The organism is Amorphoplanes digitatis (genome assembly GCF_014205335.1).
GTDB lineage: Bacteria > Actinomycetota > Actinomycetes > Mycobacteriales > Micromonosporaceae > Actinoplanes > Actinoplanes digitatus.
This window is the reverse complement of record NZ_JACHNH010000001.1, coordinates 7,972,645-7,984,986: the sequence shown is the minus strand read 5'-3', so window position 1 is coordinate 7,984,986 and position 12,342 is coordinate 7,972,645. Positions and strand designations below refer to the sequence as shown.

The window sequence follows — 12,342 nt, the reverse complement described above, 5'->3', positions numbered from 1 at the left end:
GCACCGGTCCGTCCCTCCGCGAGGAGGGCAGGCGGCCGGCGAAAGGAACGACCGACATGGGGCGACTCTTCGGCACGGACGGCGTACGCGGGCTCGCGAACGGTGACCTCCTCACTCCGGAACTGGCCCTGTCGGTCGCCGTCGCGGCCGCCCGGGTGCTCATCGAGAGCGACGCCAGCCACCAGCCCCTAGCGATCGTCGGACGCGACCCCAGGGCCAGCGGCGAGATGCTCGAAGCCGCGGTCGTGGCGGGCCTGACCAGTGCCGGAGCGAACGTCGTCCGGGTCGGCGTGCTGCCGACCCCCGCGGTCGCCTTCCTCGTCGGCCAGACCGGCGCCGACCTCGGCGTGATGCTGTCCGCCTCGCACAACCCGATGCCGGACAACGGCATCAAGCTCTTCGCCCCCGGCGGCCAGAAGCTCCCGGACGAGCTCGAAGCCAAGATCGAGGCGGCCATCGAGGACGGGCACGGTCTCATCGGACGCCCGACCGGCGCCGGCGTCGGCCGCGTGCACGACCTGCTCGACGGCGCCGAGCACTACATCAAACACCTGGTCGAGTCGACGCCGCACAGCCTGGCCGGGATCAAGGTCGTTGTCGACTGCGCGAACGGCGCGGCCAGCGAGGCCGGCCCGACCGCGTACACCGAGGCCGGCGCCGAGGTCATCGCGATCCACGCGGAGCCCGACGGCCTCAACATCAACGACAACTGCGGCTCGACGCACCTCGAGGCCGTCCGCGAGGCGGTCCTGGCCAACGGCGCCGACCTGGGCCTGGCACACGACGGCGACGCCGACCGCTGCCTCGCCGTTACCGCGGCGGGCGACGTGGTCGACGGCGACCAGCTCATGGCGATCCTGGCGCTGGCCATGCGCGACGCCGGCACCCTGACCGACAACACCCTTGTCGCGACCGTGATGAGCAACCTCGGCCTGCGGCTGGCGATGAAGCAGGCCGGCATCCGCCTGCTGGAGACCAAGGTCGGCGACCGGTACGTGCTGGAGGAGCTCGCGGTCGGCGGCTACGCCCTCGGCGGCGAGCAGAGCGGCCACATCGTGATGCCCGAGTTCGCGACGACGGGCGACGGCGTACTCACCGGCCTGCACCTGATGGCGACGATGGCGGCAAGCGGCAAGTCGCTGGCCGACCTGGCGGCCGTGGTGCACAAGCTGCCGCAGGTACTGATCAACGTGCCGGTCAAGGACCGCCAGGCGGGCGCCTCGGCGCCGACGGTGCAGGCGGCCGTGGCGCTGGCGGAGAACGAGCTGGGGGAGACCGGCCGGGTGCTGCTGCGCCCGTCGGGCACTGAGCACCTCGTGCGGGTGATGGTCGAGGCCGGCACCGAGGAGCAGGCGCGAACCATCGCCGAGCGCGTGGCCGAGGAGGTCCGCACGGCTAGCCCGGCCTGACCGGGCGCTGAGGCCGGCCTGCTACCTGGTTGGGCAGCAGGCCGGCCTGGTGCGCAAGGTGGTGGGGTCGGCCTGCTACCTGGTTGGGCAGCAGGCCTGGCCTGGTGCGCAAGGTGATGGGGCCGGCCTGCTTGCTGGTTGGGCGATGGGTCCGAACCATGTCTCAGGGTGTGCGCCGCTCGCGGCCAACAGGCGCCGAGTCTGCCTGTTGCTCCCGTCAGGCCAGGGTGCGGAGGCGCCTTGCCGCCTCGTCGATGACTTCCTCGCGCTTGCAGAAGGCGAAGCGGATCAGGTGGTGGCCCTGCTCCTGGTGGTCGTAGAAGACCTGGGTGGGCACGGCCACCACGCCGCACCGCGCGGGCAGTTCCCGGCAGAAGTCGACGCCGTCCGTGCCACCCAGCGGGGTGATGTCGGCGGTCACGAAGTAGGTGCCCGCGGACGGCAGCACCTTGAACCCGGCGTCGGACAGGCCGGCCACCAGCCGGTCCCGCCGGGCCTGTAGGCCGGCGCGGAAGCCGTCGAAGTACGAGTCCGGCAGTTCCAGCGCCACGGCGACCGCCGGCTGCAACGGTCCCGCGTTGACGAACGTCAGGAACTGCTTCACCCGCAGCACCGCCGACACGAGCGGAGCGGGGCCGGTCGCCCAGCCGACCTTCCAGCCGGTGCAGGAAAAGGTCTTGCCCGCGGACGAGATCCGCAGGGTGCGCTCCAGCATGCCCGGCAGCCCGGCGAGCGGGATGTGCGGCGTGGACGAGTCGGTGAAGACCAGGTGCTCGTAGACCTCGTCGGTCACGGCGTACACATCGTGCTCCCGGCAGAGCCGCGCGATCAGCGCGAGCTCTTCCGCAGTGAACACCTTGCCGGTGGGGTTGTGCGGGGTGTTCAGCAGCACCAGGCGGGTGCGGGGGCCGAAGGCCGCGCGCAGCTCACCCTCGTCGAAGCCGTAGCCGCCGTCCGGGCCCGGGCGCAGCGTCACGGGCCGGCGGACCGCGCCGGCCAGGGCGATCGAGGCCGCGTACGAGTCGTAGTACGGCTCGAAGCACACGACCTCGTCCCCGGGCTCGCACAGCCCGAGGATGCTGGCGGCGATCGCCTCGGTGGCCCCGGCGGTGACGGCCACCTCGGTGTCCGGGTCGCGGCTCAGCCCCCAGAACCGCTGCTCGTGCGCGACGATGGCGGCCCGCAGCGCCGGGATGCCGGCCAACGGCGGGTACTGGTTGGCGCCGGAGCGCAGCGCCTCGGCGGCCGCGGCCAGCATCTCCGGCGGGCCGTCGGTGTCCGGGAAGCCCTGCCCCAGATTCACCGAGCCGGTCCGCGCGGCGAGCGCGGACATCTCGGTGAAGATGGTGGTGCCGAACGGGCGCATGCGGCCGACGAGTGGATCGGCCGGGGTCGACGTCGTCACGCCAGCCAGCCTACGGCCACCGGCCCGGGAGCGCGGCCGGCCACGATCGTCAGAGGATGACCTTGATGCAGGAGGTCGTGATGAAGGTGCCGGTGGTCGTCTTCGCGGCGACCTCCTCGCCGTCGACCTTCGCGGTGCAGCTCAGCTCGCCCTCCGAGGTGCTGCCGCGAACGGCCACCACCGAGACGAGCGCCGAACCCTGCATGGTCAGCGTCTTGCGCCAGGGCAGGGAGGCGTTGCGCACCCGCTGGGGCTCGCCGCCGAACTTCTCCAGGTAGATGATCTCGACCGGGCCATCGCCGGTGACCTCGTACTCGACCTCGATCTTCCGGTCCTGATTCAGGCCCGGAATGTTCGGCAGGTCGGTCGGCAGGTCGGTGGGCAGGTCCGTGGGTAGGTCCGTCGGCAGGTCGGTGGGCAGGTCCGTGGGCAACTGGGTCGGTAGGGACCCGATGGTCTCCTCGGCCTTCTGCTTCGCGTTGTTGACCAGCAGCACCACCGAGGTCACGCCACCCGCGCAGAGCAGCAGGGTCACCGCCACCAGGACGGCGACCAGCGGGAGATTGCTGCGCTTCGGCGGTGGCGGCGGTGCGCCGTATCCCGGCTGCGAGCCGTATTCGGGCGGCGGGCCGTATCCGGCCGGTGGGCCGTATCCGGGCGGGCCGTATCCGGGCGGCGGCATCTGCTCGGGCGGCGCCTGTACGGGCGGCGGCTGGTACGCCGGCGGCGGAAACTGCCCCGGCTGCGCGGGGAACTGAGAGGTCGGCGGGTAGCCGTCCGGGGGCCCGCTGGCCTGCTGGTTCGCACCGGGCAGCGGGGCATACCCGGGCTGGAACGTCGGCGTGGGCGGCCGCGGCGGCTGGTACGGCTCGGTCGCGAGGGGGTCGCCCGACGGTGACGACCACGGCTGACCGGACACGGGTTCGTTCCCCGGGTACTGGCGTGTCGGGTCCGAAGGCGGTGGGTAACTCAATCGTCTCTCCAGAGCAGGCGTCGGGCCGACGGTACGCCCTCGGCGCCAGATCCGGATCACCCAGTCGTGTCACTCGCCGCCCTGACCTGGCCACAGAGTGACCCACGGTGGGCCGAACGGCCCTTTCGATCACGTACGATGCGCGAAAGTATGCCTCTTGCGCAGTGGCCATGAGCGGAAGTCCGCTACGCTGCCCCACATGTGTGGGATCGTGGGTTACGTCGGCGCTCGGCCGGCTTTGCAAATCGTCCTCGACGGGCTCCGCCGGCTGGAGTACCGCGGCTATGACTCCGCTGGTATCGCGGTCATCGATGGCTCCGTCATCCTGACCGAGAAGAAGGCCGGCAAGCTGGCGAACCTGGAAAAGACGCTGGCGGACCGGGCGAGTGACGGCATCGTCGTCGGCTCGACGGCCATCGGACACACCCGTTGGGCGACCCACGGCGGGCCCACCGACCGCAACGCGCACCCGCACCTCTCGGCGGACGGCCGCGTCGCAGTGATCCACAACGGCATCATCGAGAACTTCTCCCGCCTGCGCGCCGAGCTCGAGGCGACCGGCGTCGAGTTCGTCAGCGACACCGACACCGAGTGCGCCGCCCACCTGCTCGCCGCCGAGATGCGCGTCCTGCGCGAGTCCGGTGCCGAGGAGGGTCCGCAGCTGCTGGCCGAGGGCATGCGCCGCACCGTGCGGCGCCTGGAGGGCGCCTTCACCCTGCTCGCCGTCGACGCCGCGGTGCCCGACGCCGTGGTCGCCGCCCGGCGCAACTCGCCGCTGGTCGTCGGCCGAGGCAAGGGTGAGAACTTCCTCGCCAGCGACGTGTCCGCGTTCATCGAGCACACCCGCGAGGCGGTCGAGCTCGGCCAGGACCAGGTCGTACTGATCACGCCCGACGCCATCGAGATCACTGACTTCACCGGTGCGCCCGCCACCGGCAAGGAGTTCCACATCGACTGGGACGCCTCCGCCGCGGAGAAGGGCGGCTACGACTACTTCATGCTCAAGGAGATCGCCGAGCAGCCGCAGGCGATCGCGGACACCCTCCTCGGCCGCCTCTCCGAGCGTGGCGAGATCGTGCTCGACGAGGTCCGCCTCACCGACCAGGACCTGCGCGACGTCGACAAGGTCTTCATCGTCGCCTGCGGCACCTCCTACCACGCCGGGATGGTCGCCAAGTACGCCATCGAGCACTGGGTGCGCATCCCGTGCGAGGTCGAGCTGGCCAGCGAGTTCCGATACCGCGACCCGATCCTGGACCGCTCGACCCTGATGATCGTGATCAGCCAGTCCGGCGAGACCATGGACACCCTCATGGCCCTGCGGCACGCCAAGGAGCAGAAGGCCCGGGTCCTCGCCATCTGCAACACGAACGGCTCCACCATCCCGCGCGAGTCGGACGCCGTGCTCTACACCCACGGCGGCCCCGAGATCGCAGTGGCCTCCACCAAGGCGTTCGTCACCCAGCTGGTCGCCTGCTACCTGATCGGCCTGCACCTCGCACAGATCCGCGGCGTCATGTACGCCGACGAGGTCGCCGCTGTGGTCGAGCGGCTGCAGCGCACCCCGGACGACCTGCGTGGGCTCCTCGCCGGCATGGAGGACGTCCGGGCCCTGGCCCGCGATCTGAGCACCGCGTCGACGCTGCTGTTCATCGGGCGGCACGTCGGCTTCCCGGTCGCGCTCGAGGGCGCGCTGAAGCTCAAGGAACTGGCGTACATGCACGCCGAGGGCTTCGCGGCGGGCGAGCTGAAGCACGGCCCGATCGCCCTGATCGACGAGGGCACCCCGGTCGTCTGCGTCGTGCCCTCGCCGGCCGGCCGCGGCGTCCTGCGGGACAAGGTCGTCTCCAACATCCAGGAGGTACGCGCCCGCGGCGCCCGCACCATCGTGATCGCCGAGGAGGGCGACGAGGCGGTCCGCGCCTTCGCCGACCACCTGATCCAGGTACCGCGTACGCCGACGCTGCTCGCGCCCCTGATGACCACCGTGCCGCTGCAGATCCTCGCCTGCGAGATCGCGGCCGCCCGTGGCCACGACGTCGACCAGCCGCGCAACCTGGCGAAGTCCGTCACCGTGGAGTGACATCACCCCTCCCTTTCGGGACGTCGGCCGGCGTGTCCAGCGACTCGCTGCCGGCGTCCCGGTAACCCGGCCACTCGGCATCCGACCGCCCTGCGAAGGCGCGGGCCGGAATGCCGGGTCGCTCGGGTAGGCCCATGAAGGCGTGGGCGCCGGTTGTGGGCTCGCCCCGGCAGGCCCGCGATGGTGTGGGCGCTGGATGTCGGCTCGTGGCCGGTGATGGCGTGGGTCCCGGATGCGGGACGGCCTGGGTAAGCCTGTGACGGTGTGGGTGCCAGTCGTGGGCTCGTCTGGGTGGCCTGTGATGGCCTGGGTGCCGGTAGTGGGCTCGCCTTGGCGGGCCTGCGCTGTATGCGGGCCCGTGGCCCGTGATGGCGTGGGTCCTGGATGCGGATCGCCTGGGTAGGCCGGTGATGGCGCGGGCCAGAATGTCGGGTCGCCTGGGTGGGCCTGTGATGGCGTGATGGCCGGATGTGGCTCGCCTGGGGTGGGCTTGCGAAGGCGTGGGTTCCGGATGCCGGGGCGCCCGGGCTGGTGTCGAAATGTAGATCGTTTCCTGCTCGGTGAAGGTTGGAACCGCGCGCTGTTCGGCAGGGCCTGGCTGAGGGCGAGGTCCTCGGCCAGGGACCCGGACGCCGACGGCGAACCGGTCATGTCCGTGCGGGAGGTGGCAGCAGACCGCCCGGCGGCGCGTGCGATCCGCTGTCGAGTCCACGCCGACGCCCGGTGAGCCCATGAGGGCCAGATCGTCGGTGGGCGGGCGGCCGTGGGGAACCTGTCACCGCCCGGGTATGGACCGTCGCGGTGTTGACCCTCGGGCTCGGACGTCATCGGCAACCTCCCGGGTGGAAGCGGTTCGGCCGCCGACGTTAGGGCAAACCACGGGTGCCGGTGCTGCCCCTGTGGACAGCGGTCCGGGCGTACGACGGTTGTCCACAGCCCTGGCGCACGACTGATCGGGACAGCGGGCGGGCCGATAGGGTTTACCTGTGATCGTGTCTGTCGGGATCGACGTCGTGCTGGTCGATCGATTCGCCAAGGCGCTGGAGCGCACCCCGATGCTCGCCGACCGCCTGTTCACCGATTCGGAGCGAATGACCTCGTCCGGCAATCCGCGATCACCGGAGTCGCTGGCCGCGCGGTTCGCGGCCAAGGAGGCAGTGGCCAAGGCGCTGGGCGCGCCGGCCGGGCTGCGCTGGCACGACTGTGAGGTCGTCACGGATCCCGATGGGCGGCCATGGCTGACCGTCTCCGGTACGGTCGCGGCGGTGGCGGCGGAGCGGGGCGTCAGCAGGTGGCACCTGTCGCTGTCGCACGACGGCGGCATCGCCTCGGCGATGGTCGTCGCGGAGGCCTGAGTTCCCAGGGGGTTACGGCATGCGGCAGGCGTGGCGGGTGGCGGACGTACGTGCGGCGGAGAAGGCGCTGATGGCGACCCTGCCGGCGGGCACGCTCATGCAGCGCGCCGCGGCCGGGCTGGCCCGGCGGTGCGCGCTGCTGCTGAGCGAGTCCGGCGGGGTCTACGGCGCGACCGTGGTGCTGCTGGTCGGCAGCGGGGACAACGGCGGCGACACGCTCTATGCGGGTGCCACGCTGGCCTCGCGTGGCGCGGGCGTCCGGGCGATCCTGCTGCGACCCGACCGGGTGCATCTCGCCGGACTCGCCGCGTTTCGCCGGGCGGGTGGCGTCACCGTCGGTGACCTGCCGGACCGGGTGGACCTGGTCGTCGACGGGATCGTCGGCATCGGCGCGAGCGGCGGCCTCCGCGAGCCGGCGGCCGCGCTGGTCAGGCGCCTTCCGGGCCTGCGCGGGCGGGGCGGCGCCCGGCCGCCGGTGGTCGCCGTCGACGTACCGAGCGGGGTTGCGGTCGACACCGGTGACGTGCCCGGTGACGCCGTCCACGCCGACATCACCGTCACCTTCGGTTGCCTGAAGCCCGCGCACGTCGTCGGTGCCGCCGCGGTCCTGGCCGGCCACGTCGAGCTGATCGACATCGGGCTGAGCGAGACGCTGCACGGCGACCCGGCGGTGCGGGTGCCCGACGCCGCCGACATCGCCTCCTGGTGGCCCCGGGCCGACGCCGGCTCGGACAAGTACAGCCGCGGCGTCGTCGGCATCGCCACCGGCTCGGCGACCTACCCGGGTGCGGCCGTGCTCTCGGTCACGGGCGCGCTGGCCGGCCCCACCGGCATGGTCCGTTACGCGGGCAGCGCCGATCGCGACGTGGTGCACCGGCACCCGTCCGTGGTGGTCGCGCCGCGGGTCGCCGACGCGGGCCGGGTGCAGGCCTGGGTCTGCGGCTCCGGGCTGGGCACCGACGACGGCGCTCGCACGGAGTTGCGCAGCGTCCTGGCCACCTCCCTGCCGGTGCTGCTCGACGCGGACGCCCTCACCCTGCTCGTGGGCGGCCAGCACGCCACCGACCTGCGCCGGGACGCTCCGCTGGTGATCACTCCGCACGACGGCGAGTTCGCCCGGCTGGCGGGCGAGCGGCCGGGCGCGGACCGGGTCGGCGCGGCCTGCCGGCTGGCGGCCTGGATCAACGCCGTCGTGCTGCTCAAGGGCGACCGGACGATCGTGGCGACCCCGTCGGGCGAGGCGTGGGCCAACCCGACCGGCAGCCCCGCGCTGGCCACCGCCGGCAGCGGCGACGTGCTCGCGGGCCTGCTCGGCTCGCTGCTGGCCGCCGGTGTCCCGCCGGAGCGAGCGGCGATCATGGCCGCGTATGTGCACGGCCTCGCCGGGCGCCGGGCCGAGCGGGACGGCCCGGTGACGTCGCCGGATGTGGCAGCGGCGTTGCGCCCTGTGCTGGCTGAGCTGCTGTGACGCGGTTTTGTCGTACCGATCAGTAGGCTGGTGAGTATGTGGCAGGCCGAGGTCCGGATAGATCTGGACGCCATCCGGGACAACGTTGAAACGCTGCGCGCCGGCACCACCGCGGAGGTCATGGCGGTGGTCAAGGCGGACGGCTACGGGCACGGCATGCTGCCGTCCGCCCGGGCGGCGCTGGCCGGCGGCGCGACCTGGCTGGGGGCCGCCACCCTCGACGAGGCGCTGACCCTGCGCCGGGCGGGCATCACGGCGCCGGTGCTGGCCTGGCTGCTCGCACCGGGCCTGCCCCTGCACGAGGGCGTCACGGCCGACGTCGACCTCAACGCGGCGAGCCTGGACCAGCTCGGCGAGTTGGTCACGGCCGCCCGCCGGGCCGGGCGCCCGGCCCGGGTGCACCTCAAGATCGACACCGGCCTGGCGCGCGGCGGCGCCACCCCGGCCGAGTGGCCCGCGCTGCTCGAGGCGGCGGCCAAGGCGCAGGCCGGCGGCGAGGTCGAGGTGGTCGGCATCTGGAGCCACTTCGTGTACGCGGACGCGCCCGGCCACGAGACCGTCGATCACCAGCTGGCGGTCTTCGCGGAGGGGCTGGCGACCGCCGAACAGTTCGGCATCGAGCCGCGCTACCGGCACATCGCGAACTCGGCGGCGACCCTGACCCGCCCGGACGCGCACTACGACCTGGTGCGCCCGGGCATCGCCGTCTACGGCCTGTCGCCGCTGCCCGCCGGCCACGAGACCGGGCTGCGCCCGGCGATGACGGCCCGGGCCCGGGTGACCCACACCAAGCGCGTCCCGGCCGGCCAGGGTGTCTCGTATGGGCACGCCTACTACACGGCGCGCGAGACGACGCTGGCGCTGGTGCCGCTGGGCTATGCCGACGGCGTGCCCCGGCACGCCTCCAACGTGGGCCCGGTGTGGCTGGGCGGGCGCACGCGGACGATCGCGGGCCGGGTCTGCATGGACCAGATCGTCCTCGACTGCGGCGACGACCCGGTCGCACCCGGAGATGTGGCGACGCTGTTCGGACCGGGCGACGACGGCATGCCGACGGCCACCGACTGGGCCGACGCGGTCGGCACCATCAACTACGAGATCGTGACGCGCTTCGGCGGCTCCCGCGTCTCCCGCGTCTACGACGGCACAGCCGGAGTCCCCACCCCAGATCCCGCGGGCCCAGATCCCGCGGTCCCCGGTCCTGCGGTTTCGGGTCCTGCGGTTTCGGGCTCTGTGGTTCCGGGTTCTACGGATCAAGATTTCACGGCCTCGGGGGCCGTGGATCAGGGTGCTGTGGTTCGGGATCCCGGGGCTCCGGGTGCCGTGGCCTCGGCTGAGGAGGTTGCATGAGTCCGGCGAGGATGCCCGCACGGTCCGGTCCGCGGCGGCGGAGGCGGGCCAAACAGGTCGGGATCGTCGGCGCGGCCGTCGGTGTCGCCGCGGCCGGCCTGGCGACGGCCTTCGCCGTCGAGCGTGCGCTGGTCCGTAAGTCGCTCAACGCTCCCGGTGATCCCCATGCCGACGTGGAGTTCGGCGATCAGCCGTTCGACTCCGAGCTGACCGTGACCGCGGCCGACGGCACCGATCTGCGCGTCGAGATCGTCGAGCCAACGACGCCGACCGGCAAGCCCACCATCGTCTTCGTGCACGGGTTCGCCCTGGACATGGGCACGTTCTTCTTCCAGCGGCAGGTGCTCGCCGAGCAGGGCGACCATCGCCTCGTCTTCTACGACCAGCCGGGGCATGGGCGGTCCAGCCGGCTCAAGTCCGGCGACTACGACATCGCCGCGCTGGGCAAGTCGCTGGCGGCCGTGCTCGACGCGACCGTCCCGGATGGACACATCATTCTGGTCGGGCATTCGATGGGCGGCATGACGATCATGGCGTTCGCCGAGCAGTTCCCGGAATGGTTCGGCGAGCGGGTGACGGGCGTTGTGCTGATGTCCACCTCCGCCGGGCTGATCGACAAGTCCAAGCTCGGGCTGACCACGCTTGTCGCGCGGGTCAGCGCGCCGTTCTTCCCGCTGTGGGGCGGGGCGGCCCGGCTCGGCGGCGGCACCATCGACCGGGCCCGGGTGGTCTCCTCCGACCTGGCCTGGCTGCTGACCCGCCGGTACGGCTTCGGCGACGCCCGGCCGAGCCCGTCGTTGGTCACCTTCGTGGAGCAGATGAACTCCAAGACGCCGGTGGAGACCCTCGCCAAGTACCTCCAGACGCTCTACACGCACAACCGCTTCCCGGCGCTGTCCACGCTCAGCGGGGTGCCCGTGCTGGTGCTGGTCGGCACGAAGGACTACCTGACCCCGGTGACCCACTCGGAGGAGATCCTGCGATACCTGCCGCAGGCAGAGCTGGTGAAGTTCGACAACAGTGGGCACGTCGTCATGCTCGAGAAGGCCGACGAGGTCAACGCCGCGCTGCTCCCGTTCCTGAAGAAGATCTCTTGACCGCCACCGGATTCCGGCTGGCCACAGTGGACGACACGCAGGCGTTCGGCCGGCGACTCGCCGCCGTGCTGCGGCCCGGCGACCTGGTGCTGCTGACCGGGCCGCTGGGCGCCGGGAAGACCGCGCTGGTGCAGGGGATCGGCGCGGGGCTGGGCGTGCTCGGTGCCATCACCTCGCCGACGTTCGTCATCGCGCGGGTGCACCGGCCCGACCCGGCGCTGGGTGGGGCGCTGCCGTTGGTGCACGCTGACGCGTACCGGTTGGGCGATGCCGCCGATCCGCGCGCCGAGATCGACGACCTCGACCTGGACGCCTCCGCGGAGCACTCGGTGACGGTGGTCGAGTGGGGCACGGGCCTGGTCGAGCAGCTCAACGACGAATACCTGGCCGTCCGGATCGACCGGCTCGACGACGACACCCGGGTCATCGACCTCGTTCCCCATGGCGGCGACTGGGCCGCCCGACTGGAGAAGATGTGAACCTGCCTGACCTGCTCCCGGACGCCTGGCGCGCGGAGCTGACGCCGCTGCTCGACGCGGACGCCACCGCGTCGCTGAGCGCGTTCGTGGACGAGCAGTACCGCACGCACACCGTGTATCCGCCGATCGAGGATCTGTTCGCCGCCTATCGGCTGTGCTCGCCCGAGCAGACCCGGGTGCTGATCCTCGGGCAGGATCCGTACCACGGGCCGGGGCAGGCGCACGGGCTCAGCTTCAGCGTCCGCGAGGGGGTGCGGATCCCGCCGTCGCTGCGCAACGTCTTCAAGGAGCTTGCCGAGGACGTCGGCGTGCCGCCGGCGACCAGCGGCGACCTGACCGGCTGGGCCCGGCAGGGTGTCCTGCTGCTCAACGCGGTCCTGACGGTCCGGGCGGCCGCCGCGGCGTCGCACGCCAACAAGGGCTGGGAGGCGTTCACCGACGCGACGATCCGGGCGCTGAACGCCCGCGACGAGCGCGTGGTGTTCCTGCTCTGGGGTGGCTACGCACGTAAGAAGGCGGCCCTGGTCACGAACCCGGCGCACGTCGTCCTGGAGGCCGGCCACCCGAGCCCGCTGAACCCGAAGGGCTTCCGCGGCTCCCGCCCGTTCAGCTCGGCCAACAAGGCGCTGGCAGACGCGGGCCGCCCCCTCGTGGCCTGGGATCCCCGCCCGGACGCGTAACCACACCGACCCCGAACCGGCGAGCCGGCACCGAGGCTCCCCG

Annotated in this window: 9 protein-coding genes and 1 pseudogene; 8 read left to right on the top strand and 2 right to left on the bottom strand. The window is 72.3% G+C overall.

Annotation, left to right across the window (positions count from 1 at the left end; genetic code table 11):
- Positions 1-56: 56 nt before the first annotated feature.
- Entirely contained in the window at positions 57-1,409 is a 1,353-nt protein-coding gene (gene glmM, locus BJ971_RS35190; protein WP_184997605.1) for a phosphoglucosamine mutase, read from the top strand.
- A gap of 217 nt (positions 1,410-1,626) precedes the next feature.
- On the opposite strand, the gene BJ971_RS35185 is transcribed toward glmM, so the two are convergent.
- A complete protein-coding gene (locus BJ971_RS35185; protein ID WP_377885362.1) occupies positions 1,627-2,814 on the bottom strand; it encodes a pyridoxal phosphate-dependent aminotransferase in 1,188 nt (395 codons plus the stop codon).
- 49 nt (positions 2,815-2,863) lie between these two features.
- On the bottom strand, positions 2,864-3,733 hold the full coding sequence (locus BJ971_RS35180) for an MmpS family transport accessory protein (protein WP_184997604.1): 870 nt from the start codon (positions 3,731-3,733) through the stop codon (positions 2,864-2,866).
- 253 nt (positions 3,734-3,986) lie between these two features.
- Between BJ971_RS35180 and glmS the strand changes: the two genes are divergently transcribed.
- The 7 genes and pseudogenes from glmS to BJ971_RS35145 all read left to right on the top strand — a co-directional run bounded on the left by glmS (position 3,987) and on the right by BJ971_RS35145 (position 12,299).
- Complete coding sequence (gene glmS / locus BJ971_RS35175; protein ID WP_184997603.1) at positions 3,987-5,870, top strand: glutamine--fructose-6-phosphate transaminase (isomerizing); 1,884 nt, start codon at positions 3,987-3,989, stop codon at positions 5,868-5,870.
- Between the two features lie 986 nt (positions 5,871-6,856).
- Positions 6,857-7,225, top strand: coding sequence for a holo-ACP synthase (locus BJ971_RS35170; protein WP_184997602.1), 369 nt, complete (start codon positions 6,857-6,859; stop codon positions 7,223-7,225).
- A 19-nt stretch (positions 7,226-7,244) separates the two neighbouring features.
- Entirely contained in the window at positions 7,245-8,693 is a 1,449-nt protein-coding gene (locus BJ971_RS35165; protein WP_184997601.1) for an NAD(P)H-hydrate dehydratase, read from the top strand.
- A gap of 36 nt (positions 8,694-8,729) precedes the next feature.
- Positions 8,730-9,839, top strand: a pseudogene (alr, locus tag BJ971_RS35160) (alanine racemase); the annotation flags it as partial.
- Between the two features lie 200 nt (positions 9,840-10,039).
- Positions 10,040-11,140, top strand: coding sequence for an alpha/beta fold hydrolase (locus BJ971_RS35155; protein WP_377885360.1), 1,101 nt, complete (start codon positions 10,040-10,042; stop codon positions 11,138-11,140).
- On the top strand, positions 11,137-11,619 hold the full coding sequence (gene tsaE / locus BJ971_RS35150; protein WP_184997600.1) for a tRNA (adenosine(37)-N6)-threonylcarbamoyltransferase complex ATPase subunit type 1 TsaE: 483 nt from the start codon (positions 11,137-11,139) through the stop codon (positions 11,617-11,619). Before BJ971_RS35155 ends, tsaE begins: the two co-directional genes overlap by 4 nt.
- Positions 11,616-12,299, top strand: a complete 684-nt coding sequence (locus tag BJ971_RS35145; protein WP_184997599.1) for a uracil-DNA glycosylase — start codon at positions 11,616-11,618, stop codon at positions 12,297-12,299. The genes tsaE and BJ971_RS35145 overlap by 4 nt, the downstream gene beginning before the upstream one ends.
- The last annotated feature ends 43 nt before the right edge of the window (positions 12,300-12,342 follow it).

Coding starts and splice junctions, on each gene's coding strand:
- glmM (WP_184997605.1), top strand. CDS start 57: ATGGGGCGACTCTTCGGCACGGACGGCGTACGCGGGCTCGCGAACGGT.
- glmS (WP_184997603.1), top strand. CDS start 3,987: ATGTGTGGGATCGTGGGTTACGTCGGCGCTCGGCCGGCTTTGCAAATC.
- BJ971_RS35165 (WP_184997601.1), top strand. CDS start 7,245: ATGCGGCAGGCGTGGCGGGTGGCGGACGTACGTGCGGCGGAGAAGGCG.
- BJ971_RS35155 (WP_377885360.1), top strand. CDS start 10,040: ATGAGTCCGGCGAGGATGCCCGCACGGTCCGGTCCGCGGCGGCGGAGG.